25 protein-coding genes are annotated in these 23,895 nt (G+C 48.0%); 3 read left to right on the plus strand and 22 right to left on the minus strand.

What is annotated here, in order from left to right; translation table 11 throughout:
* Window positions 1-5: 5 nt before the first annotated feature.
* Entirely contained in the window at window positions 6-998 is a 993-nt protein-coding gene (locus ACINK7_RS16165; protein WP_404356812.1) for a glycosyl transferase family protein, read from the plus strand.
* A gap of 196 nt (window positions 999-1,194) precedes the next feature.
* Here the strand turns inward: ACINK7_RS16165 and ACINK7_RS16170 are convergent, their stop codons facing one another.
* Complete coding sequence (locus tag ACINK7_RS16170) at window positions 1,195-1,830, minus strand: PilZ domain-containing protein (protein WP_404356814.1); 636 nt, start codon at window positions 1,828-1,830, stop codon at window positions 1,195-1,197.
* A gap of 360 nt (window positions 1,831-2,190) precedes the next feature.
* Between ACINK7_RS16170 and ACINK7_RS16175 the strand changes: the two genes are divergently transcribed.
* Window positions 2,191-2,811: a transglycosylase SLT domain-containing protein gene (locus ACINK7_RS16175; protein ID WP_404356815.1), complete on the plus strand. Its 621-nt coding sequence runs from the start codon at window positions 2,191-2,193 to the stop codon at window positions 2,809-2,811.
* 263 nt (window positions 2,812-3,074) lie between these two features.
* A complete protein-coding gene (locus ACINK7_RS16180; protein ID WP_404361467.1) occupies window positions 3,075-3,494 on the plus strand; it encodes an FKBP-type peptidyl-prolyl cis-trans isomerase in 420 nt (139 codons plus the stop codon).
* A 494-nt stretch (window positions 3,495-3,988) separates the two neighbouring features.
* On the opposite strand, the gene ACINK7_RS16185 is transcribed toward ACINK7_RS16180, so the two are convergent.
* The 21 genes from ACINK7_RS16185 to fliN all read right to left on the minus strand — a co-directional run bounded on the left by ACINK7_RS16185 (window position 3,989) and on the right by fliN (window position 23,623).
* On the minus strand, window positions 3,989-4,366 hold the full coding sequence (locus ACINK7_RS16185) for a DUF2802 domain-containing protein (RefSeq protein ID WP_404356817.1): 378 nt from the start codon (window positions 4,364-4,366) through the stop codon (window positions 3,989-3,991).
* Window positions 4,366-4,539, minus strand: coding sequence for a hypothetical protein (locus ACINK7_RS16190; protein WP_017842651.1), 174 nt, complete (start codon window positions 4,537-4,539; stop codon window positions 4,366-4,368). The genes ACINK7_RS16185 and ACINK7_RS16190 overlap by 1 nt, the downstream gene beginning before the upstream one ends.
* A 57-nt stretch (window positions 4,540-4,596) precedes the next feature.
* Window positions 4,597-5,073: a chemotaxis protein CheW gene (locus tag ACINK7_RS16195; protein ID WP_014149575.1), complete on the minus strand. Its 477-nt coding sequence runs from the start codon at window positions 5,071-5,073 to the stop codon at window positions 4,597-4,599.
* Window positions 5,074-5,224: 151 nt separating this feature from the next.
* Window positions 5,225-5,950 (minus strand): chemotaxis protein CheW, encoded by a 726-nt coding sequence (locus ACINK7_RS16200; protein ID WP_404356819.1) that lies wholly within the window; start codon window positions 5,948-5,950, stop codon window positions 5,225-5,227.
* Window positions 5,950-6,753, minus strand: a complete 804-nt coding sequence (locus ACINK7_RS16205; protein ID WP_404356821.1) for a ParA family protein — start codon at window positions 6,751-6,753, stop codon at window positions 5,950-5,952. Before ACINK7_RS16205 ends, ACINK7_RS16200 begins: the two co-directional genes overlap by 1 nt.
* Window positions 6,754-6,895: 142 nt before the next feature.
* The gene (motD, locus tag ACINK7_RS16210) at window positions 6,896-7,789 is read right to left on the minus strand and encodes a flagellar motor protein MotD (protein ID WP_404356823.1); all 894 of its coding nucleotides are present in this window, start codon (window positions 7,787-7,789) and stop codon (window positions 6,896-6,898) included.
* Window positions 7,790-7,804: 15 nt separating this feature from the next.
* On the minus strand, window positions 7,805-8,557 hold the full coding sequence (locus tag ACINK7_RS16215; RefSeq protein WP_404356825.1) for a flagellar motor protein: 753 nt from the start codon (window positions 8,555-8,557) through the stop codon (window positions 7,805-7,807).
* On the minus strand, window positions 8,557-9,660 hold the full coding sequence (locus tag ACINK7_RS16220) for a chemotaxis response regulator protein-glutamate methylesterase (protein WP_404356827.1): 1,104 nt from the start codon (window positions 9,658-9,660) through the stop codon (window positions 8,557-8,559). The genes ACINK7_RS16215 and ACINK7_RS16220 overlap by 1 nt, the downstream gene beginning before the upstream one ends.
* A 10-nt stretch (window positions 9,661-9,670) precedes the next feature.
* Window positions 9,671-11,938 carry a chemotaxis protein CheW gene (locus ACINK7_RS16225; RefSeq protein ID WP_404356829.1) on the minus strand — a complete coding sequence of 756 codons (2,268 nt, stop codon included), beginning with the start codon at window positions 11,936-11,938 and terminating at the stop codon, window positions 9,671-9,673.
* Window positions 11,939-11,948: 10 nt separating this feature from the next.
* Window positions 11,949-12,674 (minus strand): protein phosphatase CheZ, encoded by a 726-nt coding sequence (locus ACINK7_RS16230; protein WP_404356831.1) that lies wholly within the window; start codon window positions 12,672-12,674, stop codon window positions 11,949-11,951.
* A 15-nt stretch (window positions 12,675-12,689) separates the two neighbouring features.
* Window positions 12,690-13,076: a chemotaxis response regulator CheY gene (gene cheY / locus ACINK7_RS16235; protein ID WP_341326107.1), complete on the minus strand. Its 387-nt coding sequence runs from the start codon at window positions 13,074-13,076 to the stop codon at window positions 12,690-12,692.
* Window positions 13,077-13,925: 849 nt separating this feature from the next.
* The gene (locus ACINK7_RS16240; protein ID WP_404356833.1) at window positions 13,926-14,669 is read right to left on the minus strand and encodes an RNA polymerase sigma factor FliA; all 744 of its coding nucleotides are present in this window, start codon (window positions 14,667-14,669) and stop codon (window positions 13,926-13,928) included.
* Window positions 14,666-15,499: a MinD/ParA family protein gene (locus ACINK7_RS16245; protein WP_404356835.1), complete on the minus strand. Its 834-nt coding sequence runs from the start codon at window positions 15,497-15,499 to the stop codon at window positions 14,666-14,668. The genes ACINK7_RS16240 and ACINK7_RS16245 overlap by 4 nt, the downstream gene beginning before the upstream one ends.
* A gap of 31 nt (window positions 15,500-15,530) precedes the next feature.
* Window positions 15,531-16,985 (minus strand): flagellar biosynthesis protein FlhF, encoded by a 1,455-nt coding sequence (gene flhF / locus ACINK7_RS16250; RefSeq protein ID WP_404356836.1) that lies wholly within the window; start codon window positions 16,983-16,985, stop codon window positions 15,531-15,533.
* Between the two features lie 16 nt (window positions 16,986-17,001).
* Window positions 17,002-19,095, minus strand: a complete 2,094-nt coding sequence (gene flhA / locus ACINK7_RS16255) for a flagellar biosynthesis protein FlhA (RefSeq protein WP_404356838.1) — start codon at window positions 19,093-19,095, stop codon at window positions 17,002-17,004.
* A 709-nt stretch (window positions 19,096-19,804) separates the two neighbouring features.
* Window positions 19,805-20,935: a flagellar biosynthesis protein FlhB gene (flhB, locus tag ACINK7_RS16260; RefSeq protein WP_404356840.1), complete on the minus strand. Its 1,131-nt coding sequence runs from the start codon at window positions 20,933-20,935 to the stop codon at window positions 19,805-19,807.
* 9 nt (window positions 20,936-20,944) lie between these two features.
* Window positions 20,945-21,718 (minus strand): flagellar biosynthetic protein FliR, encoded by a 774-nt coding sequence (gene fliR, locus ACINK7_RS16265; protein WP_404356842.1) that lies wholly within the window; start codon window positions 21,716-21,718, stop codon window positions 20,945-20,947.
* 4 nt (window positions 21,719-21,722) lie between these two features.
* Entirely contained in the window at window positions 21,723-21,992 is a 270-nt protein-coding gene (fliQ, locus tag ACINK7_RS16270; protein WP_014149590.1) for a flagellar biosynthesis protein FliQ, read from the minus strand.
* A gap of 17 nt (window positions 21,993-22,009) precedes the next feature.
* Window positions 22,010-22,756 carry a flagellar type III secretion system pore protein FliP gene (gene fliP, locus ACINK7_RS16275; RefSeq protein ID WP_404356844.1) on the minus strand — a complete coding sequence of 249 codons (747 nt, stop codon included), beginning with the start codon at window positions 22,754-22,756 and terminating at the stop codon, window positions 22,010-22,012.
* Window positions 22,749-23,186 carry a flagellar biosynthetic protein FliO gene (fliO, locus tag ACINK7_RS16280; RefSeq protein WP_404356846.1) on the minus strand — a complete coding sequence of 146 codons (438 nt, stop codon included), beginning with the start codon at window positions 23,184-23,186 and terminating at the stop codon, window positions 22,749-22,751. Before fliO ends, fliP begins: the two co-directional genes overlap by 8 nt.
* Window positions 23,186-23,623: a flagellar motor switch protein FliN gene (gene fliN, locus ACINK7_RS16285; RefSeq protein ID WP_404356848.1), complete on the minus strand. Its 438-nt coding sequence runs from the start codon at window positions 23,621-23,623 to the stop codon at window positions 23,186-23,188. Before fliN ends, fliO begins: the two co-directional genes overlap by 1 nt.
* Window positions 23,624-23,895 lie beyond the last annotated feature (272 nt).

Below are 23,895 nucleotides of genomic sequence, written 5' to 3' on the forward strand. Positions count from 1 at the left end.
CTGCCATGACAAGACAAGAACATCCTTTCGCTGAATATATCCGCATTCTCGGTAAAGGCAAAAAAGGCTCGCGCCCGCTAACTCGAGAAGAAGCCTATCAAGCGATGAGTATGATTTTGGCCGGCGAAGTGCTGCCCGTGCAATTAGGCGCTTTTTTGATGCTAATGCGGGTTAAAGAAGAAACGCCTGAAGAGTTAGCCGGCTTCATTCAAGCCGCACGCGAAACTTTTAGTCCATTCGGCGAACCTTCTTGCCCCGCCGACTTGGATTGGTCTTCCTACGCCGGCAAACGACGCCACCTCCCCTGGTTTTTGCTGTCGGCATTATTGCTCGCGGAAAATGGCATCAAAGTCTTCATGCATGGCGCCGGCGGCCATACCGAAGGCCGAATTTATACGCACGATGCTCTGAAATACCTCGGCATCGAGCACGCCGCCTCTTTACAAGAAGCGCGACAACAACTCGAAGAGCAGAGCTTCAGTTATTTGCCGCTGGAATACTTCTGCCCGAAACTTCATGAAATCATCGAATTGCGCCCGATCATGGGCTTGCGATCGCCGGTACATACGCTCGCCAGAATGTTGAACCCTTTTAATGCCAAACACAGCATTCAGGCGATTTTTCACCCGGGTTACCGACCGGTGCATCAAGAAGCCGCTTTGTTATTAAACGACCTTCATGTAGCGGTATTCAAAGGCGAAAGCGGTGAAGTCGAACGTAATCCCGACGCCGATTGCTTAGTGCAAAGCGTTAAGCATGGCGAATTATACGATGAGCAATGGCCGAGAATTTTCGAGCGCCGCCATGTCAAATCAGAAACGCTCGACCCTAAGCAGCTCGCTGCAGTCTGGCAAGGCGATATCGAGGACGAATACGGAGAAGCGGCCGTTATCGGTACCGCGGCGATCGCCTTGAAGCTGATAGGCAAAGCGGACAGTCAAGATTGCGCTATGAATATGGCCGAGGATTTTTGGCGGGGACGCAAGCTGTTTGAATAATCCTAAAAAGAACAGTTGGCTTGTGTTGTAGACCATTCGTGCTGAGCAAAGTCGAAGGACTCAGGAATAACGGTAGCTTGAGACTCTCAACTGCTCTTTTTAGATTAATGGATTGCAACTCTTTTTTGATTATTCCGCAAATCTGCTTAAACATGAAAAGTTTGAGCAGAGCATCCGCTTGCTGGACTTATTGCAATTACCCTTTAACCACACCCGGGTTATGAGGGGAGAATCTCGGAATACCTTCAACAAAGGTTTTTTCCAAGTAATTGTATTCCAAACCTAATAAGGTATTCCCGTCCTGGTAAGTCACCCATACGACCTTAACTTCGCCGAGAAGGTCGAGTCTTTTAAAGTTGAACGCGGCAATTGCCCCAGGCTCCACGTCAATACGCTCCGGTAACGTAACCATTAAGCCGTCTACCGACACATTAATCGTGTTGAAATGGTAATTATGGCCGTTAAGGATTATGAGTCCCGGCGCCTCCAATTTTTTCCTGTAGGCATGCCTTGCATAAAACAAGTTTTCTACATCATGCTCGACATTTCTAAAATCCAACGCCAAATAAATCCGACCGTCGATCATATCGGCTCGAACAATTTCGGCTTCGCCGGCAAGTCGCATTTCTTGCAGGTAGATATCAACGATAGGGGATATCTTTACTGTTTTAAACAGATCTTCAACATCATTAATGCGTTCGTGATCGTTCAATTCAGCCAAAAGACCGGTGATCGAGATGTTGCTCAAGGTCATCGGAAGTTCAACCCCATCCAAATAAATTAATCCATGGGAAGTTAGTTTTTTCCGATAATGGCGTTTTTCGTATGGCATTGTTAACCTACATTACATTCATTACATTTTTGTACGACTTTCATTATTGAAGATATGGAGCCGAATGAAACCGGCATCAATACCAGTCGCTCTTCAAATTTCGGCAGTGCCTTAAAAGGCACCGGCGTGCTCGGTCGATTTTTACTCCTCGCCAGACACACTTCTCACCCTTTTTGATTTCCAAATTAGGAAATGCTGACAATAACCGGAAAATAAACAACTCTATTCTCTATTTCCAAACCGAAAAGGGCAAGCATTATGCTCTCATATACAATGAAAATTAAATAATGACTAGTGTAGACTATTATTTTTATTTTTCGCTTCGAATCTCGTCTTTCAGAACTTGATTGTCTATTTTTTATGCTGCTATCCATTCGATCGTTAAAAATAATTTTAACGGCTATCTCGTTTCTTATTTTACAAGCTTGCACCACTGCCCCGCCAAAAAACACAGAAAACATTTGCGAAACTTTCAGAGAAAAAAGCAACTGGTACAAACACGCCAAAACCTCTTATGAAAAATGGGGGGTCCCAATTCCTGTCCAAATGGCGATCATACATCAAGAATCTCGCTTTGTTGCCGACGCCGCTCCGCCAAGACGGAAATTATTAGGGTTCATACCTTGGTTTAGAAAAAGTAGTGCCTATGGATATGCTCAAGCATTGGACGGTACTTGGGGAGACTACATGAAACATAACCGTCGCTGGAGCGCCGACCGCGAAGACTTTGCCGATGCGGTCGATTTTGTTGGCTGGTACAATTACATGAGCTATAAAAGACTCGGACTAGCTAAATCAAACGCTCGGCAACTATACCTGGCCTATCACGAAGGTCATACGGGATACCGGCGCCGAACGTTTTTACAAAAACCCTGGTTACTAAAAGTTGCCGAAAAAGTCGACCGCAAAGCCCGTGTTTACGATTCGCAATTAAATTCATGCCGGAACGAATTTGAAAGCAAGAGCTGGTTTTTTTGGTAAACTATATCGCTTGTTCACAGTTGCGAACAAGCGGCATCACCGGCAAAAAAAGGACAAACCGGTATTGGAGTTAGAAGGCGCTAACCTACTCCCATGGATTAGCTACTTTATTGGGATTAAAAAACAAGCTTTCTTGCTTTTTCTCGCGACTTCTCCAAAAATGGACTCACTTCCTTATAACTCACGACAGGAGGAAAAAATCTGTGACTAAACTGCATATCCGCGTTTTTTCAGTTTTTACCGCTATTATCATAGGATTTACGATGTTCTCAATGGCCAATGCGACCACCCCACAGGAAAATAAAGAAGCAGGCGAAGCCTTTCTTGCCGAAAACGCCAAAAAGGCGGGCATAAAAACCACAGCTAGCGGCCTTCAGTATGAAGTTTTGAACGAAGGAAACGGAGCCACGCCAAATGCCTCCGATAATGTAACCGTTCATTACAAAGGCACCACGATTAGCGGGGAAGAATTCGACAGCTCCTATGGCCGAGGCGAACCCGCCACGTTTCCGTTAAATCGAGTCATTGCCGGCTGGACCGAGGGGCTGCAGTTAATGAAGGAAGGCGCTAAATACCGTTTTTACATACCCTCCGATTTGGCTTATGGCGAACGCGGCGCCGGCCGCGCGATTGGCCCTAATGCCACACTCATATTCGATGTTGAACTGATCAAAGTTCAATAAAGTCAAAACGTTCGTTGTGTTTGGCGAGAATGTCGGCAAGAATTGCCGACATTCGGAGTAGACGGTTGTATATCAACCCATTATCCTAGAAAGAGCAGTTACCATGTGTTGTAGACCGTTCGTGCTGAGAAAAGTCGAAGCATGAAGGGTCTACAACACTTTCACCCGCCTGGTGAAGCCTCAAACTATCGTTCACCCTTCGACAAGGCTCTCCTGAGCCTAGCCGAAGGGGCCCTCCTGAGCGCAGCCGAAGGGGCTCAGGGCGAACGGTAGTTTGAGGCTCTCAACTGCTCTTTTTAGGATTATCCATTGGCTATGATTAACTGTTTGGGATAATTCATCCAGCACCTAAATAAGCCATGATTTTGAATCATTGCCAATGACCTATGGAATTTAGGTGCTGGGTGAACGGCGTTCCTCGATAGATACATCCCATACCTTTTATTCTTAGACGGTTTTTCAATCAAAAGGGAGTATTATCGCAAACAGAGCCTTTATCTAGCTCCATGCAAACGAATCAATAGCACGGCCTCATCACGACTAATTCCGAATTTTTGAATCAATTCAGCCGCATCTGCGCCGCTTCGCACCTTTTGAATGATCGCGCGGTAAGGCTTCGCTTCTTCCTCTCTTTGTTCAAAGTCGTTGATTTTTTCGGTCAATTCCTTGAGTAATTCAGCCGTCTCGGCTAATCGGTTATCGACACCGACCGATGCCGAACATAAACCGACAATATCCAAGTTATGATTATTCAGGTGTTTGGCCAAGGCTCGATAGTTGCGTTTAAGCTTAATATGATCGACTGTTAACCATACTAGCAAAATCGACATAACGCTCAGTACGGCAAGACCGGCATATAAAATCTCATTCATCAAACAACTTCGTCGATATGCTGAGCAGGCCCTGTATCGTCTTGCTGCTCCGATTCAGAACCCTTTTCCTGCTCGTTTTGTTGTTTTTTCTTATCCGGTCGATCTTCGTCATTAGTGACTTTAGCCGGTTTAATAACCGGATATGTCGGGACTATCGGTTGTATTTCGATCATGACCGCCTCTCTTAGCCGCGGCTCAAGGAAGTTGCTGTTTTCAGGTTACGATTAACTTCAAAACATATCCAATTCCGCTTTCTCTTCATCGCTTAAAAACTTATTTAGGTCGACTAGAATCAATAATTCATTATCTCGGCTAGTCACCCCTTGAATATACCTAGAAGTTTCTTCATTGCCGACGTTCGGAGCCGTTTCAATATCTGACGATCTCAGCTCGACGACTTCGGCAACGCTATCGACCAAGATGCCGATAATATGCGATTCGGTTTCGATTATGACAATGCGCGAATTATCGTCGGTCTCCTTCGACATCAAACCAAATCGATTGCGCGTATCGATCACCGTTACGACATTGCCTCGCAAGTTGATGATGCCCAGCACATAAGACGGTGCACCGGGAACCGGAGCGATTTCTGCAACCCGCAGCACTTCCTGCACTTGCATGACATTGATGCCGTACTTTTCATCACCGAGACGAAAAGTTACCCATTGCATCACCGGATTGTTTTGTTTTGTATCGAATTCACTCATTCGCGATCACCGCTTCATTATTCAAAGTTATTATTTTTTGCAAACCGTATCCGCCTTATCTTTTCTGTCATCACTGGACGCTGGAGCGTCCAGGGCTGCATTCCCACGCTGGAGCGTGGGAACGATAAAAGCATCTTTCCCCTTTCATCTTTCATCTTTCATCTTTAACCTTTCTTCGCGGCGTCAACTGTTCGACATCGATCACGGCGGTCAATTCCTCGATTACTGTTCCAATCAACCATGGCCGCTGCTTACGATGGGTACGCCAACGAACTTGCTCGGGACGCACCTTACCAATAGACAAAAGTTCATCGCAAGCCAAGCCCCAATTGCCATCCTGGGTAATTAACATGCTTTTATAAGGCTGCTCAATTAAGTCTCGTTTATTTGCATATCCTTTCCCTAAAATCAATTGCCCGGAATCGAGAATACCGATTTTTCGCTTCTGATCTTCCAGCAAACCGATAAACCACGAGGGTTGCCCAGGGATTTTAGTGATCGTCTTATCAAATTTAATGGCTCTGGATAATTCAACCAAAGGCGTAGCCAGTATGAGCTGGCCTATTCTAAAAAATAAGGCTTGGAATTCATACTGAGCCCAAGACGGCATAACCGCAAGCGGCATGGTAGGCTTTGGAACCAATTGCAGTTCAATCAAGGCCGACGTCTTGGCAATGGTCTCGCTTTTTTTCTTTATTTTCGATTCGACACGTGCTGTCGGTACGGGCACTTTAGCCTCAGGTGCCGATGGCATAATCACCTCGGCTTCCTCAGTCGGCATTTCCTCCAGCAGGGTTTTTAAATAGCTGTCGAGAGCCAATTCCTGGTGAATAATCTGTTGCTCGATATCCAATTTGTTATCGCTAAGACCCTTCATTAAACTGCCGCCGTTTCTTTGACAGTTTGATTATCATGCAATAACAAGCGATCCAGCAAAGCCGAGTAAGCCTCCACGGCTTTCGATTCCGGCCAATAAATCGATAGCGGAATACCTTGTGTGCTGGCATCCCTGATTTTTGTATCGATCGGTATGATCGAATTCCATAGATAATCCGGATATTGCTCTCTCAACACCCTAAGGCTTTCTTGAGCAGCGCGCGTTCGTTTATCGAACATCGTCGGTACAATCGTGTATCGAGGCGCATGGGTACGTGATTTATAAACCATATTGAGCGTATGCATCATACGCTCGAGTCCCTTGACGGCTAAAAATTCGGCTAACACCGGCATAATTAATTGCTGACAAGCCGCCAGTGCATTAATCATCAACACACCGAGCATTGGCGGACTATCGATGATGACGTAATCGTAACGGTCGGATACCTTGGCTAAGGCATTGTTGACTACCAATCCCATACCGCCCATCGATGCGACTTGTCGGTCCAACGTTGCAATCGCGGTCGCGGCCGGCAACACAAACAAACCGTCGAATTTAGTTTCTACGATATAAGATTCGGGCCCCGCGTTTTTCTTTTTCAAACTGGCATCATGAAAAAGATTGTATACGCTCGCCTTGACTTCATCGGGATTCATTTTGAAATAACTCGTCAATGCGCCGTGCGGGTCGAGATCGACTAATAATGTACGAAATCCCCAGGAAGACAATAAACCGCCGAGCGTAACGACAGTTGTCGTTTTGCCTACACCGCCTTTCTGATTGGATACCGTCCAGACCTTCATAAAATGCCTTTTAATCTAAATTCATTAGCTAAACCGCAAAAAACTCGGCTCTCGTAGATTTTTCGGTTCCCACGGTCCTCCGTGGGAACCCATACCTAGGCCGCCTGAGCGGTAGGAACGAGGATGGTAATTATCCACACCACTATGGGGAACCTTGAGTATTGTTCATTTCAGCATCGGTAACCGGCGATATATTCAGTAACTTCGCTCTTTCTTTGTCATCCGCGCCGTAACGAGCAAAAGCATGCGACATTAACACCACCGCAACTCTTCTATTTTGAAATCGACCTGCCTCGCTACCGTTATCGGCTATCGGATGAAATTCTCCATAGCCGACCGCCGATAATCGTGACGGCACGATCCCCTCGTTGACGAATTCTCTTACTACGCTAGTTGCTCGCGCCGAAGACAATTCCCAATTGGATGGGAATTTAACGGTACTAATCGGGACCGTATCGGTATGCCCTTCGACATTGATGACATTCGGCATGCGTCTGACAATTTCTGAAACTTTTTTCAAAATCGGTAACGCTTTTGGCGATAACTCAGCCTCGCCGCTCGCGAATAACAGCTCGCTATTCATTTCTAGCTCGATCCAAAAGTCATGTTTTTTAACCGCTACCAAATCCTTTTCGATAAATGGCGCCAAGACTTCCGACATTTGTTCGGACGCCTCGATCAAATTGCGCCGCTCACGCAATATTTCCTCGCTGAGCTCATGTTTTTTTTCAACCTCTTCCAAAGTCGGATGAGGTAACTCGATCGGCTGAACGGTCATGGGTTCTTCACCGATTTGGATGGGCTGCACCACGGTAAAAGGGGTGCCTTCTCTATCGGAAATCGCCGATTCCGATTGCCTTTTCGAAAAGGCCTCGCCCAATGAGTCGGACAGTGTTTTATATTTACCCTCGTTGACCGAAGAGATCGAATACATTACGACAAAAAACGCAAATAATAAGGTAATAAAGTCGGCATAGGAAATCAGCCATCGCTCATGATTTTCAGGTTCGGCCAATTCTTTTTTTTTTCGCCGCATCACGCCCCCCCCGAGCTAATCCCGATTTTCGATTAAAAAACCGGATAATTTCAATTCGATATTTTTTGGGTTTTCTCCCTCGGCAATGGCTACGATACCCTCAACCAACAATTCCTTAGCTTGCGACATTATCAATATTTGCATCTTCAATTTGTTTGCAACCGGCAAAAAAATCAGATTGGCAAAGCCAACGCCATAGATCGTCGCAACAAACGCTGTTGCAATGCCGGATCCCAGTAAACCTGGCTCGGCCAGATTTTTCATGACATGAATGAGACCAATTACGGCGCCGAGAATACCGATCGTCGGCGAGTAACCGCCCATGGCTTCGAATACTCTAGCCGCCTGTAAATCGCTAAACTCCCGAGTATTAATCTCCAATTCCAAACAATCCCGAATCACTTCCGGTTCGCTACCGTCGACTAAAAGTTGCAAACCCTTGATTGCGAAAGGATCAATTTCGTTATCGAGAACCGACTCCAGACCCAGTAAACCTTCTTTTCTGGCCAACGCGCTCCATTCGACCATTTTATTGACTTGTTGCTTAAATAATTGCTTTTGGGGCTTGAAGATCCATAAACTGAGATTGAGGCCTCGCAAGAATACTGTCGGTGGAAATTGCAACAATGTAGCGCCTATTGTACCGCCCAAAACGATTACTAAGGCCGGTCCGTTTAGCAGCGCCTCAGCATGTCCGCCGTCCATTATCGTACCGCCGACGATCGCTACGAAACCCAACACAACGCCAACGAGACTTAAGTAATCCATTAAGTGATACGGCTTAATTGCCGTCCTATTTCATCGAGGCTGTAAACATTATCGGCTAAGCCTGCATCGATAACCGCTTTGGGCATACCGTATATCGTACAACTTTCCTCGTTTTGCGCCCAAACTATCGAACCGGCTTGCTTCAGTTTTCGAGCGCCTTCTTTACCATCCGACCCCATACCGGTTAAGACCACCGCCAGCACTGCATCGTGAAAATACCGAGCGACTGAAGCCAATGTAATGTCCGCACACGGACTGTAAATTTCTCCGGCTATTTTCGGCCTTAAAACAATCGATTTACGCACGCCGGAGCCTTTGAATTCCAATTGCATGCCTCCTGCCGCAACCAACGCCGTTCCCGGCTCCAAGATATCGCCATCGCGTGCTTCCCTCACCTTGATACGGCATAATTGATCCAACCGCTCTGCAAAACTAGCCGTGAAGTTTTGCGGCATATGTTGAACAATGATCACCGGCAACGGGCATGACTGCGGAACTTGGCTTAACACTTGCTGTATCGCAACAGGACCTCCGGTCGAGGCGGCAATCACCATAATGCGTAATGCGCCGAATTGTTTCGCTGTTTGCTGAATCCCTTGCTTAGCCGGTTTTTCGAGCGTTTTTCCTGCCTGTTCGGTTTTATTCTTAGCCAGCGCTCCGCCGCCGCTTCTTGTTTTGCTTTTTCCGGTTTGCAAGGCAACCATGCGTACCCTTCGCCGAAGCAAGCGTTTTGCCGTTTCCCGGTCGGCATCGATCTCATCCAGTCGCTTCGGTAAAAAATCCACTGCACCGGCATGCAAGGCATCCAATGTCGCTTGAGCACCTACCTGAGTCATTGCCGAGAACATCAAAATAGGGGTCGGCGTTTCCGCCATAATGCGCTTAACCGCAGTAATGCCGTCCATCAACGGCATCTCGATATCCATCGTTATGACATCGGGCGCTAAGGCAGCCGTCAACCTAATCGCTTGCAAGCCGTTATTGGCAATACCCACTACTTCAAATTCGGCGTGTCCTTCGCTATCTTTCGACTCCTCAAGTATTTCTTTGATTCTTTTACAAATGAACCCGGAATCGTCGACTATTAATACCTTAACGGCCATGAACTTCTAATTAGCTTGCATATCGCTTCATTAAACCGGGCACGTCGAGAATCAGTGCAATGCGCCCGTCACCGGTGATCGTCGCCCCAGAAAGTCCATCCAAGCCTTGTAATTTCGCACCCAAAGCTTTAATAACAACTTCTTCCTGACCAATTAATTGATCCACGACAAAACCGACTTGACGCCCACCGGCATTGACCACGACGACATGCGCAGAAGCTTGTTTATTTAGTACATAATTCGGATCCTGCACGAGCCATTCGCCAAGATAAAATAGCGGTAAGGCTTTGTTTCGAACCATGACGACCTGCTGTCCATCTACGACATTAGTCACACGCAGATCCAGATCGAGAATTTCCATCACGCTACCCAACGGTAATGCGAAGGCTTGATCGGCTAGCTTGACCATCAATGTCGGCATGATCGCAAGCGTCAAAGGTACTTTGATGGTAATCGTGGTACCGACGCCTTCCTTTGAATCAACCTCGACCGCACCGTTCATTTGAGAAATGCGGGTCTTTACAACATCCATACCGACACCCCGCCCCGAAACATCGGAAATCTCGGCTTTGGTCGAAAATCCGGGCATAAAAATTAAATTAAAACATTCGCGTTGATCCAGTCGAGCGGCGGTATCGGCATCCATTAAACCCTTTTCGACGACCTTGGCCCGCAAAGCATTGGCATTCATGCCCTTGCCATCATCCTTTATCGATAACTCGATATGATCGCCTTGCTGCGAAGCGGTCAACACGACGACGCCTTCGGCCGGCTTACCTGCCGCAGTCCGCTCTTCCGGGCTTTCGATACCGTGATCGACCGAATTTCTCACTAAATGCACCAACGGGTCTGCCAAAGCCTCGACTAAGTTCTTGTCGAGATCGGTTTCTTCTCCAACCAATTCCAGTCTAATTTGTTTATTGAGACTACGCGCCAAATCCCGGACTACACGCGGAAATCGACCGAATACTTTTTTAATCGGCTGCATTCGGGTTTTCATGACCGCTAATTGTAGATCGGCTGTCACAACATCGAGATTAGCAATTGCCTTGGCCATCTGATCATCGCTATCGGATGCTGATCTCAGCGTCTGAAAACGATTTCTAACCAAAACCAATTCGCCGACCATGTTCATGATATCGTCGAGTACCTGAGTATCGACCCGAACGGTGGGCTCGATTTGCGGAGATCCTGAAGGGGCTGCTTTTGAAGCGGCGGGCTTTTGATCTTTAGTGTCATGCTGCTCTATTGAATTAGCAGCGGACGATGACTTGTCTTTGTTGCCGGGAACAAATTCGGCGACAGGTTTCTTTTCCGGCGCCTTAGGTGCTTGATCGCCGGTTTCGGCAACTACTGAAGGGTTGAACTTCCCTTTACCATGCAATTGATCGAGCAAATTTTCGAATTCGTCTTCGGTAATTTCATCGGAATCCGAAGTCGCCGGCACCGATTTTTTGGCGGGCATCGATACCTTTTCGGCGTTTTCCGATTCGACTCCTGCATTCGATGCGGTTTCGCTTCGATCGGATTTGGGGGATGTCGGCGAACCGCCTTTGCCATGTAATACATCGAGTAGTTGCTCGAATTCATCTTCGGTAATTTCATCGGCTGCTGAAGCAGGTTGCGATTCGCCTTGCGTTATTTTAGGGGCGGTCGGCGAAGCTCCTTTACCATGCAAGGTATCGAGCAATTGCTCGAACTCTTCCTCGGTGATTTCATCGGAGTTTGAACTATCGTCAATACCAGCCGATTCCTCGTCGGCTATATTCAGCATCGATTCGAATTCTTTCTCGACAATATCGATTTCATCGGCGGAGGCAATAGGCGATGGCTCTTGTTCTTGCTCTTTCGCGCCCCTTTGTTCGGTCGCTTCCGCTTCGGTCGCTTTGCCGGGAGACGTAAAAGCCTGAAGTTTGTTCAGTAATGCCGGCGATGCTGGTTCAGGTTCATGTCCGGCACGAATCTGGCCGAACATTTCGTTAACAATATCCAGCACCTGAAGCACGACATCCATTAATTTAGGGTCGACTTTTCTATCGCCTTGTCGAAGCACATTAAAGACATCTTCAGCTTTATGGCAAATTTCAACCAGGGGGTCTATCGCTAAAAATCCGGCACCTCCTTTGACGGTATGAAAACCTCTAAATATGGCATTGAGTAAATCGTAATCATTGGGCATCTGCTCGAGTTGAACCAACTGCTCGCCCAATAATTCAATTATTTCACCGGATTCGACTAGAAAATCCTGTAAAATTTCGTCGTCCAGATCAATCGCCATAATTCAATCCTCAAAAACCCAAGCTGGATAGCAAGTCGTCAACATCGTCTTGGCTAGTCGCCACCTCGTCTTTTTTATCGTCAACACCGGGCACGACCGGTCCCGGTAATTCGACGCTTGACATGCCCGTCTCTTTCGAAGCCGCTTTAACGCTTGATAAACGGATTAAATCGACCATGCCATTTTCCAAGTCTTCGACCATTGCTATTACCCGCCGGATGATTTGTCCGGTAATGTCTTGAAAACCTTGAGCCATTAAAATATCGTTGAGCCCGTTTTGCATAATTTCAAGCGATTTAACAGACTCATTAAAATACTCGGTAATTTCCTGACTCATGTCTTTGAATTCTTCGAAAGGCATTTTTCGAATCAAAAAACGTTCCCACTTTTCGGCGAGTCTTGTGGCTTGTTCGTTGAGCATTCGCGCAACCGGGACGATATCTTCGACAACGGTCAAGGTTTGATCGGCAGCTTGTTCGGTCATCGTAATGACATAACGCAATCGTTCCTTCGCATCCGGAATTTCCTGCGCGGCAATCTCGGTGATTTTTGAGTCCACGGAAAAATGCACCATGGCATCATGCAATTGCCGGGTTAATCGACCCACTTCAATAAACAACTGGCTTTCGCGGATTCCGGCTATTTCATCGAGAATTCTGTCGGCCGTTTGCTCGTCTCCTTCTTCTAATGCCTTAAGCAGGTCTTTAACCTGACTAAGGCGATCTTTATCGGTCATTAAATCCCCTCAGACTTAGCTGTCTATGCGTTCAAAGATTTTTTCGATTTTTTCTTTGAGCGTCGCGGCGGTAAACGGCTTGATGATATATCCATTGACGCCGGCTTGAGCCGCCATAATAATTTGCTCTCGCTTAGCTTCGGCCGTTACCATTAAAACCGGCAGCGTGGCAAGATCCGGGTCGGATCGAACGGCTTTTAGCAAATCCAATCCGGACATGCCAGGCATATTCCAGTCGGTCACTAGAAAATCGATGCCACCGGCTTTTAGTCTCGGCAGAGCGGTTTTACCGTCATCGGCTTCGGCCGTATTTGTAAAACCCAAGTCCCTCAGTAAGTTTTTTATAATACGTCTCATCGTGGAAAAATCATCCACAATGAGAATTTTCATATTTTTATCCAAGGATAGTCTCCAACCCACTCAACTTAATAAATAAAACTTTTTAACGTTTGATGCTACGCATCGCGTATCTCGCGCTCTTTCCCAAACTCTAGCTTGGGAAACACACCCCGGAAGCTCCCCCTTCGACAAGCTCAGGGCAAGCCTTCGACAAGGCTCTCCTGAGCGCAGCCGAAGGGTTCAGGGCAAGAGCTTCCTGAGACCGACACAACCGCTGCACATTTTCAATCAACCCTGACTCCCTCATTCAACCTTCCTTGATTGTCGTGAAGCTAGAGCTTCCTGAACAGGTTACCCAAGCTGGAGCTTGGGTAACAGCGCGTAGCCCGTATGCAGCGAAGCGGAATACGGGAATGGCGTGACCCCGAACTTCCCGGATTGCGCTACGCTCCATCCGGGCTACGCTGTTTAGGCTCGCCGGAAGAAGTCCGTTTTTTTCTGGTTCCCACGGTCCTCCGCTCATCGTTATACATAAGTCAAAAATTACTGTTTTGCAATCTTAGCTAATGAGGCTTCGATACCATTTTTTGTCGCCCAACGTTCCCGACTTCGAAATCGCGATCTGGGGATCGCTCCCACAGAGCATCCGCCCCCTTGTGGGAGCGACGCCTTCGTCGCGATTTCGAAGCCACTGATGTTCAATATCCGCAGATTTATCAAACAGCACCGTTTCCAGGTATACGACGAACTCTGTTTAGCAAGTTTACCGATACTTGTGTATAACGGCGAGTGCTCCAGCTTGGGTAACAGCGCAAAATATTTAGGACCAAACGAAACATTCGGGACGGGTTACATAACCCTTCCCGCAAAAGATCTACGATGGGCATAACGTTCATACCTGCAAAGCCTAATTCAAACGCCATTATCATGACCTTCTCGCCAGTCCGCAAGTCTCGCTCGCAACCTCAACATGGCCTGACTGCTGATTTGACTGACACGGGACTCGCTAATATTTAAAATTTGGCCGATTTCGCGTAAATTTAATTCATCGACGTAATACAATGAAACCACCAGCTGTTCGCGCTCGGGCAAACTTCGAATCGCCTCGATTAAAGCCTGATTGAATTTTTCTCGGCTTAATCGGTTCAACGGATCGTTTTTTAACGGCTGATCATCGTAAAAAGCCGCATCGCCTTCTTCGGACAACTCCTCGACGCTCAAGGTACGACAGCATTGCGTGTCTTGCAATATGCGTCCATATTCGTCGGCACTGATCCCCAAATACTCGGCGACTTCTCCATCGCTGGCATCGCGGCCGGTTTTACTTTCGATATGTCTTATCGCATCAGTCACCATGCGCGCTTTTTTATGAACGGAACGCGGGGTCCAATCGGATCGTCGAACTTCGTCGAGCATTGCACCACGAATGCGAATACCGGCATACGTGTCGAAACTGGCGCCTTGCGAGGCATCAAAATGCTTGATCGCATCCAACAAGCCGATCATTCCGGATTGAATCAAATCCTCGACCAACACCGTTTCGGGCAATTTAGCCAATAAATGATAGGCAATGCGTTTAACTAAAGGCACATGCCGTAGTACCAGGTCTTCTTTTTCACCCGATTGCACCGACGCATACATGGCCGCTCCCTTCATGCAACATCCTTTTGTGCGCCGTATTGGATCATACGTTCGATAAAGAACTCAAGATAACCTCCCGCTTGTCCTTTGATCGGCCAACTATTTATTTGTCTTGCCACATTTTTCAAGGCCAGAGAGGCTTTACTGCGAGGATAGGCAGCGATGACCGGGCTTTGTTGCTGAACGGCTTTACGTAAATATTCATCATAAGGTACCGCACCTGCAAACTGTAACGTCACATCCAGATAACGGTCGGTGACTTTCGTCAATTTTTGAAAAAGATTCTGGCCTTGCTGGGCACTTTGAACCATGTTGGTCAAAATATGGAAGCGGCTCAAACCGTAATCACGATTTAAGAGTTTAATGAAGGCATAGGCATCGGTTAAAGAAGTCGGCTCGTCGCACACGACAACAATGACTTCCTGGCAAGCACGGGCAAAATTAATAACGCTGGACGATATGCCCGCCGCCGTATCGACAATCAGTACATCCAAATCCTGATCGATATCGCTAAATGCCCTGATGACTGCGGCTTGCTCTACCGTCGACAAATCGGACATATGCTGCAGACCCGACGAAGCCGGAATCACTTGCAACCCGGACGGCCCGGTCACGATAATTTCGTTCAATGTTTTTTCACCTTTCAATACATGCGAAAGATTGAATTTCGGATACATCCCCAGCAGCACGTCGACATTGGCAAGCCCCATATCGGCATCGAGCAAGGCAACTCGCTTGCCTTGTTCGGCCAATGCCAAACCCAAGTTTACCGATAAATTTGTTTTCCCAACGCCGCCTTTACCGCTAGTGACTGCGATGACCCGAACGGGATTCGTTTTATTCATTCTTCTGATTCCGGCTGCCTGATCGAATGGATTATGCATAACCTTGCGCCACCCAGTCGTCATAATCAAGTATCGCATTATAATCGCTTTCTTGATCCGACTCTGCTGCGCACTGCTCAATTAATTGCTTGGCCGAGGCCACATGTAGATCCTCGGGTACTTGTTGTCCATCGGTAACATAAGATAGCGGCATGCGCTGTTCGATTAATGCCGATATTGCCGCCCCCTTGGTCGCTGCTTCGTCAAGTTTAGTCAATATGCCTGCTTCAGGCTGAAAAATTTGAAAGGCTTGAATAATCTCTTTCATCGCTTTGTATTGCGTCGCAGCAGACATCACCAAATAAGGTCGAATGCGTAGGTCATCGTGCTGTAACGTTTGGATTTGCTCGGCCAAGCGTTGGTCGCGCTGACTCATTCCGGCGGTATCGATCAAAATAAGACGCTTATCGGCAAAGCCGTCGATCAAATTTCGCAGTTGCTCGGCATCGGCCGCCACGCGAACGGGCACATCGAGAATCCGGCCGTAGGTATTGAGTTGATCATGCGCGGCAATACGATAATTATCGGTCGTGATCAACGCGACCTGTCTCGGCCCATGTTTCAGAATGAAGCGTGCCGCCAATTTGGCGATCGTCGTAGTCTTGCCGACGCCGGTCGGGCCCACCAACGCGGCGATTCCACCATAATCCAAAAGCGCATCATTATAGACAGGCAGCACATTAACCAACATTTCCTGAGCTTTTTTGAAAGCCGGCTCGATGGTTTGATAATTACTCAAGCGACCGGCAACTTTCATACTCAAATTTTTGGCGATCCCCATATCGACCAAACGATGCAACAATTCGACCCGCACCGGATTGCTTTGACTGTTTTGCCTCCAACCGATTTCCGACAGGCGGCTATTCATCGTCATCTTCAGCGATTTCAATTCCTGAAACATGTCTTTGATAAGCTGATCGTTCGCACTGTTTTCGCGGGCGACCGGAACGGACTCTTCGACCCGCGCCGACATCACCGTTTTCTCCTGAACCGCAGGTACCGGCTCGTCGGGAATTTCCTCTATTTTTGCCGATACAGCCGGCACCGGCTTCTTTACCGGATCGGGCTGCAAACGACGCGGGCGATTTATTTGCATTTTTTCCGCATAACCCAAATATTCGTCAAAATCCCGACGCAACGGACGCGGAGGTACCGAGCCGTCCGCTCCTTTTTTTCGAGTGCTGCTAATAATCTGTGCCGATTTGTTTTCAGCCGCAAAATCCTGTAACGGGGGCTGTTTGACTTCGGGGTTTTGAGCTTTCCGCTCAGCCGCATCCTTTTGCAATTTATTATGAATGAGTTGCTCGTCAAAATCGCGAGCAGCGACGATTTCCACGCCGCCATCGACCGAGCGATTGGACATGATGACCGCATCGGCACCCAATTCATCTTTAACCATGCGCATCGCTTGGCGAATGTCCGATGCAAAAAAACGTTTGATTTTCATTGTACTACCCCGTCAATTAGGCGCGTTGTCCAACCGTGGAAACCACTCTTATTTGGCGATCCTCAGGTATTTCATTGTAAGCCAATACATGCAAGCCTGAAATCGAATGACGGACGAAGCGAGCCAACCAGGGACGAACAAAGGACGAAACCAATAAAACCGGCACCTGTCCTTCCATTTCCATTTTTTGAGCACTCTCTTCCAGCGACCGATGCATTTGCTCGGCCAGTCCCGGCTCGATGCCGACACCGCCTTCACCCGCCGTCTGTAATGATTTATGCAACAATCGTTCCAACTCCGAATCCAAGGTAATAACCGGCAATTCCTGCTGTATCCCACTGATTTCATAAACGATTGATCGCCCAAGTGCCACACGGACCGCCGAGGTCAATATATCGGGATCTTGACTCTTGACGCCGAACTCCGCCAAAGTTTCGGCAATCGTACGAATATCCCTAATCGATACATGCTCTTGCAGTAAATTTTGCAACACCTTGACCACAACACCCAACGGCAATGTTTTTGGCACCAGGTCCTCGACCAGTTTCGGGGCGACTTTCGCAAGATTATCGAGTAACTGTTGCGCTTCTTCGTAGCCGAATAATTCATGTGAGTTGCTTTGCAGTAAATGACTCAAATGCGTGGCAATGACAGTACCGGGATCGACGACGGTATAGCCCAACGTTTGCGCATGATCTTTCTGACCCGCATCGATCCAAACCGCCTCCAGACCGAATGCCGGATCGCGACATTCCCGGCCTTTCAACGAACCGAATACTTGACCGGGATTAATCGCCAATTCCAATTCGGGAAATATCTCCGCCTCGCCCATGGTTACGCCCATTAAAGTGATGCGATACATCGTCGGCGACAAATCCAAATTATCGCGAATATGCACCGTAGGCACTAAAAAGCCCAACTCTTGCGACAGCTTTTTACGCACACCTTTGATCCGCGTCATCAGCTGCCCTCCTTGATTTTTGTCGACCAATGGAATCAAGCGGTAGCCGACTTCCAAGCCGATGATATCGACCGGCATCACATCATCCCAACCCAATTCCTTGATCTCCGGTACGGTTTGGCGAACATCGAGCTCCCGCTTGGTTTCGATACTGGCCAATACCTTCTGACGCCTGTCGATCATATAAGCAGAACCGGCCATCGAACCGGCCAGCAGAATGAATACCAAATTCGGCATGCCCGGAATTATACCCAGAGTCCCCATTACACCGGCGGTGATATACAAGACTTTGGAATTTTCGAAAAGCTGCGCACTAACTTGCTGACCAATATCCTCGGTACCGCCTTTTACACGCGTTACTACGATCGCCGACGCACTCGATAGCAATAGCGAAGGAATTTGAGCGACCAAACCGTCACCGATGGTCAACAATACATAGATTTCGCCGGCTTCCGCGAAACTCATTCCATGCTGACCGACGCCGATCGCGAGTCCGCCGATGATATTGACGAATAAAATAATGATACCGGCAACCGCATCGCCTCTGACGAACTTGCTGGCACCATCCATCGAGCCGTAAAAATCGGCCTCAGCTGCCACCTCGGCACGCCGCTCACGCGCCTGATCCTGAGTAATCAATCCGGAATTGAGATCGGCATCGATCGCCATTTGTTTGCCTGGCATCGCATCCAATGTAAACCGTGCGCCTACTTCAGCAACCCGACCCGCACCCTTTGTCACCACGACGAAATTGATCACAACCAAGATCAAAAAAACCACTAAGCCCACCGCGAAATTACCGCCGATGACAAACGAACCAAACGCTTCGATCACCTTACCCGCCGCCGCACCGCCTTGATGCCCCTCAAGTAAGACAATTCGTGTCGATGCCACGTTTAATGCCAGCCTCAATAAAGTCGCCACCAATATCACCGTTGGAAACACCGAAAACTCCAACGGATTCAGCATATAAATGACGACCAGCAGAATAATCAGCGAAAAAGCAATATTGAACGTGAAAAACAAATCCAACAAAAATGGCGGTAACGGCAGGACCACCATCGCCAAAATCATAATGATCAGCAGCGGCGCGCCGAGTCCGGAGCCGCTTATCATTTTTAAGGTGTTGAAAATTCGGGTAAGGTCCATGATTTAGTCTTGGTAATAACTCGGCGTAAATTAATATTGATCGTGGCAAGCAGGAGCCAAAGGTTGGCAACCCCGGTTAAGGCGAATTAGTCGTGGCATTTGCTTTGCTGAATAAGCATTTAACCTAGAAAAAAGTATTTCACCATGAAGATCATGAAGAATATGAAGCCTTTGAACGGCTTGACCCTTAGCAGGACGGGGTTTGCAACCCATACGCATCAAGCTAAAAACGGCTAACCCGCATCACGCTCTTTTTCTCGCGCAGAGGCGCAGAGAGTTCCGCTGTTTCCCAAGCTCCAGCTTGGGAAACAGCATGAACCCCGATTAAGGCGGATTAAGCGTGACATTTGCTTTGCTGAATGAGCATTTAAGGAACCACTTATCCAGTGGTTTTCTGGTCGGGGCGCTCCATCACCCTCGAACCGCAGAGCGGTTCGGGCTGCATTCCCACGCAGAGCGCTCGCCGTTATACACAAGTGCCAAAAACACTTATAAATCAATGCTGTTGCTAAACGACAACAGCATTGATTTCATTGGCTTATTAAGACTTATGTATAACGATGAGCGCAGAGCGTGGGAACGATGAAAGGGCTTGTTATAGCATTGGTGGGGTTGCCATGGCACGCATAGCGTACCCTACGTGGCTTCACCCTTCACCCTTCATCTTTCACCGCTATCTGCTTTCTGCTAACTGCTTACCACCACCCACCTACTCTTTTCGAAACTCCTCAGGAATCGGCAAATCTTGCGGCGGCAACGGCTCGTCCCAACCGTAAGCCTTGGCTGTTTTTAACTGATACACATAGGCCAGCACCTGCGCGACCGCCAAAAACAGGCCTTGCGGAATCTCCTGTTTCAAATCAGTGGAGTAATACAAAGCCCGCGCCAAAGGCGGTGCAACCAATAGCGGCACATTCGCACCGGCTGCCAAATTACGAATTTGCGCCGCAACCAGATCGGTACCTTTAGCAATAACCTTCGGCGCAGAAGACGAGTTTTGATCGTATTGCAATGCCACGGCAAAATGCGTCGGGTTGGTAACAATGACATCGGCATAAGGGACTTCCTCCATCATGCGCCGTTGCGACATTTCCATTTGTATTCTGCGCTGACGCCCTTTGATTTCCGGATTACCTTGAGACTCCTTCATTTCGTCACGCACTTCCTGGCGAGTCATTTTTAACTTTTCATGATGATCCCAGAGTTGATAAGGTAGATCGACCATCACGATTAAAATCAATGACGCACTCAACACCAAAAAACCGAGACCGATATGAAACAAGGCATGCTGAACAGCCTGCCCCAAGGGCTCCGCACTCAACCCGAGAAACTCGTTCAAAAACGACTTATATAAGATCATTGCAACGCCGAACACCAACAAAAACTTGATCAGCGCCTTCAACAACTCGATCAACCCTTGTTTCGAAAACAAACGGACCAACCCCTTGATCGGGTCGAGTTTTTCCAGCTTCGGCGTCAACGCTTCCCAACTGAACACCCATCCGCTCAGAATTAAAGGCCCAATCAACGCCGCGACAACCAAAACCGCCAAAAACGGCGAGATAAGCCAGAAGGCATCGAGCAAGGCCTGCTTAAAAAATTTAATCGGGCTTTCGGGCGCGAAAATAACTTCCCTGCTCAATTGAAACTGGGTTTGCATGATCTCGATCATACCTTGCCCGATGTATCCGCCCATGAATAACAGTAATACCGAGCTGGTGACCAGCATCACTAAAGTATTAAGCTCCCTGGACCTTGCGACTTGACCTTTCTTTCGAGCATCGGCAAGCCGCTTCGCCGTGGGTTCTTCTGTTTTATCCTGACCGGTATCTTCTGCCATGTCGACCTACTACAGACGCAGCACCTGCTCTAGAAGCTCATAACCTTCTACCATGACGCCAGTGAATTGTTGAAGCATAGTCGGCAAGGTCAGCCAGATCAGCAGCAAGCCTAGCATCAACGTAACCGGAAAGCCCACCGCAAAAATATGCAACTGCGGCGCGGCGCGGGCCGCGACGCCGAAACTGACATTGACCATCAATAAACTCGCCATGACCGGCAAAGCCAATAACAAACCCGAGGCAAACAAGCGACTGCTCCATGCAATAATCGACCAGATTTCGGCTTGTTCCAACCCATCGACCGCAATCGGCACGGTATTAAAGCTATCCAACACCATGCTAATCAACATCAAATGCCCATCTAAAACAAAAAAAATCAGCGTACTGACGATAATATAAAACTGTGCCAACACCGGAATTTGCTGGCCGCTTTGCGGATCGACCATCGATGCAAACCCCAAGCCCATGCTATAAGCGATCGTTTGCCCGGCAAATACTACGACGCCAAAAACCATCTGTATGATGAAACCGCTCACCAAGCCGATTAAAATCTGCTGCATCGACACAGCCAAACCCTGATAACTCAACATAGGAACATCGGGCAATGGAGGCAGCAAAGGCATGACGACCAAGGTCAAACCCAGTGCAATGACTAACCTCACCCGAGGCGGCACGCCTTGCATGCTAAACAACGGCGCTGCGACTAGCATCGCGCCGATGCGCATCAACGGCCAAATAAACGATGCAACCCAATTCAATAATTGAGCTTCGGTAAAATTCAATCGCTTACCCAATCATTTCAGGAATATCACGAATCAATTGCTGAAAAAAATCCAAGTACATTTGCAGCATCCAGGGCCCCATCGTCATCATCACGATACCGATCGCGATGAGTTTGGGAACGAAGGTCAACGTCATTTCATTGATCTGAGTGGCGGCTTGAAACATCGCGATAATCAAACCGACTATCAATGACGGCAATAGCACCGGCGCGGTCAACTTAACCGCCACCCACATCGCTTCCTGGCTCACCGTATAAATCGTTTCCGGAGTCATCGCTCCCTCCTTAACAATCAAGCCACATAAAAACTGGCCGCGAGCATTTCCATGATCAGCGACCACCCGTCTGCCATCACGAACAGCATTATTTTAAAAGGCAGGGATATAATCATCGGCGACAGCATCATCATACCCATCGACATCAATACGCTAGCAACCACTAAATCGATCACCAGAAAAGGGAGAAAAATCAAAAAACCGATCTGGAAAGCCGTCTTCAATTCGCTGGTCACATAAGCCGGTAACAATACCGAAAATGGCACATCGTCGACCGATTCGACTTCTTCGTGACCGGAAATCCTGAGAAACATTTCAAGATCGGACTCGCGTGTCTGCCTAATCATAAATTGCCGAAAAGGCACTGATGCATTCTCGACAGCGGTCAACACATCGATCTTTTCCTCGAGATAAGGCTGAATCGCATCGCGATTAACCTTGTCGAATACCGGCGCCATGATGAAAAACGTCAAAAATAACGATAAACCCAACAAGATTTGATTACTCGGCGCTTGTGCGGTCCCTAAAGCCTGACGCAACAGTCCCAAAACAATCATGATCCGAGTAAACGAAGTCATCGTCAGTAACAAGGACGGTAAAACCGTCAACATTGTCATTAACGCGAGGATCTGAATTGTTACCGAATACGTTTCGCCGCCCTGTGCGTTAGTCGTAACCGTAAATGCCTCGACTCCAGTGGCATGCAGCGGCATCGGCAAAATAACGACGAATACGAAACCGCACATCCGCAAAGATTTAGCCATTGCCGCGCCTCTTCATCGCTTGCACCAACTTTTGTGAAAACACGCTAGGGCCACCTTGTTCGCCACGATCGCTAACCAGGCGATCCTCGCCATCTAAGACCAATAACGCCTCAATACTTCCCGGCGTGACGCCCAAGACCAGTTGCTTATTACCGACCTCCAGCAAAACGACTTTTTCGCGCATGCCGAGGGACAAGCCGCCCAGCACCCGCATTTTCGCTTCACCGCCAACCGGCAACCCGCTTAATTTGCGTAACGACCAAACAAAAACCCCAAAGATTCCCAATACGAAGATAAGCGCCAGGCCCCATTGCAACACGTCTTGAAAACCCACATTTTTGACCGCAACTCCGGATACTTCGGATACGGGCGAGGCAAAAACCGACGGAAGGTATGCGTAAAACAAAACGCTTAAGATAAACCTAACCATCAACGAAGCTTTTTAACCCGTTCGGTTGGGCTGACTACATCAGTCAAACGAATCCCAAACTTATCGTTTACCACGACCACTTCGCCATGAGCAATCAGGGTACCATTGACCAGAACATCCATCGGCTCGCCCGCAAGACGATCTAACTCGACCACCGAACCTTCGTTCAATTGCAATAAATTCCTGATGCTCACCTGAGTCCGGCCGATCTCCATCGACATGGTCACCGGAATATCGAGGATGATATCCATTTGAATCTCATTGCCGGGCTCGCGCATCTCACCCGCTTCATGGGGTTGATTATCGAATCGATCGAACGATGCCGTCTCGACATGATTGCTATTTTTGCTGCCCTTTGTTTCGGCTTCGGACTCGGCCTGCTCGTTCATCGCCGCCGCCCAATCGTCACCTAAATCCGAATCGTCTTGTTCACTCATTATTACTATCTCTGCTTAAAACTATTTCCTAAATCCCATCTTCGCTCTTTCCCAAGCTCCAGCTTGGGAAAGACACCCCGGAAGCTCCGGCTTCCCGAGACCGACACAAACTCCGCACATTCTCAATCAACCCCGACTTACACATTCAATCTTCCTTGATTGTCGGGAAGCTAGAGCTTCCTGAATAGGTTACCCAAGCTTGGAGCTTGGGTAAGAGCATATTTTAGTCTTTGTGACCTCGATGCCATTTATTGTAACTTGACATTCTCGGC

The organism is Methylotuvimicrobium sp. KM1 (genome assembly GCF_044788715.1).
GTDB lineage: Bacteria > Pseudomonadota > Gammaproteobacteria > Methylococcales > Methylomonadaceae > Methylotuvimicrobium.

Excerpts from the sequence above, each read along its gene's own strand:
- ACINK7_RS16165 (WP_404356812.1), top strand. The coding sequence starts at position 6 with ATGACAAGACAAGAACATCCTTTCGCTGAATATATCCGCATTCTCGGT.
- ACINK7_RS16170 (WP_404356814.1), bottom strand. The coding sequence starts at position 1,830 with ATGCCATACGAAAAACGCCATTATCGGAAAAAACTAACTTCCCATGGA.
- ACINK7_RS16175 (WP_404356815.1), top strand. The coding sequence starts at position 2,191 with ATGCTGCTATCCATTCGATCGTTAAAAATAATTTTAACGGCTATCTCG.
- ACINK7_RS16180 (WP_404361467.1), top strand. The coding sequence starts at position 3,075 with ATGTTCTCAATGGCCAATGCGACCACCCCACAGGAAAATAAAGAAGCA.
- ACINK7_RS16185 (WP_404356817.1), bottom strand. The coding sequence starts at position 4,366 with ATGAATGAGATTTTATATGCCGGTCTTGCCGTACTGAGCGTTATGTCG.
- ACINK7_RS16190 (WP_017842651.1), bottom strand. The coding sequence starts at position 4,539 with ATGATCGAAATACAACCGATAGTCCCGACATATCCGGTTATTAAACCG.
- ACINK7_RS16195 (WP_014149575.1), bottom strand. The coding sequence starts at position 5,073 with ATGAGTGAATTCGATACAAAACAAAACAATCCGGTGATGCAATGGGTA.
- ACINK7_RS16200 (WP_404356819.1), bottom strand. The coding sequence starts at position 5,950 with ATGAAGGGTCTTAGCGATAACAAATTGGATATCGAGCAACAGATTATT.
- ACINK7_RS16205 (WP_404356821.1), bottom strand. The coding sequence starts at position 6,753 with ATGAAGGTCTGGACGGTATCCAATCAGAAAGGCGGTGTAGGCAAAACG.
- motD (WP_404356823.1), bottom strand. The coding sequence starts at position 7,789 with ATGCGGCGAAAAAAAAAAGAATTGGCCGAACCTGAAAATCATGAGCGA.
- ACINK7_RS16215 (WP_404356825.1), bottom strand. The coding sequence starts at position 8,557 with ATGGATTACTTAAGTCTCGTTGGCGTTGTGTTGGGTTTCGTAGCGATC.
- ACINK7_RS16220 (WP_404356827.1), bottom strand. The coding sequence starts at position 9,660 with ATGGCCGTTAAGGTATTAATAGTCGACGATTCCGGGTTCATTTGTAAA.
- ACINK7_RS16225 (WP_404356829.1), bottom strand. The coding sequence starts at position 11,938 with ATGGCGATTGATCTGGACGACGAAATTTTACAGGATTTTCTAGTCGAA.
- ACINK7_RS16230 (WP_404356831.1), bottom strand. The coding sequence starts at position 12,674 with ATGACCGATAAAGATCGCCTTAGTCAGGTTAAAGACCTGCTTAAGGCA.
- ACINK7_RS16240 (WP_404356833.1), bottom strand. The coding sequence starts at position 14,669 with ATGAAGGGAGCGGCCATGTATGCGTCGGTGCAATCGGGTGAAAAAGAA.
- ACINK7_RS16245 (WP_404356835.1), bottom strand. The coding sequence starts at position 15,499 with ATGAATAAAACGAATCCCGTTCGGGTCATCGCAGTCACTAGCGGTAAA.
- flhF (WP_404356836.1), bottom strand. The coding sequence starts at position 16,985 with ATGAAAATCAAACGTTTTTTTGCATCGGACATTCGCCAAGCGATGCGC.
- flhA (WP_404356838.1), bottom strand. The coding sequence starts at position 19,095 with ATGGACCTTACCCGAATTTTCAACACCTTAAAAATGATAAGCGGCTCC.
- flhB (WP_404356840.1), bottom strand. The coding sequence starts at position 20,935 with ATGGCAGAAGATACCGGTCAGGATAAAACAGAAGAACCCACGGCGAAG.
- fliQ (WP_014149590.1), bottom strand. The coding sequence starts at position 21,992 with ATGACTCCGGAAACGATTTATACGGTGAGCCAGGAAGCGATGTGGGTG.
- fliP (WP_404356844.1), bottom strand. The coding sequence starts at position 22,756 with ATGGCTAAATCTTTGCGGATGTGCGGTTTCGTATTCGTCGTTATTTTG.
- fliO (WP_404356846.1), bottom strand. The coding sequence starts at position 23,186 with ATGGTTAGGTTTATCTTAAGCGTTTTGTTTTACGCATACCTTCCGTCG.
- fliN (WP_404356848.1), bottom strand. The coding sequence starts at position 23,623 with ATGAGTGAACAAGACGATTCGGATTTAGGTGACGATTGGGCGGCGGCG.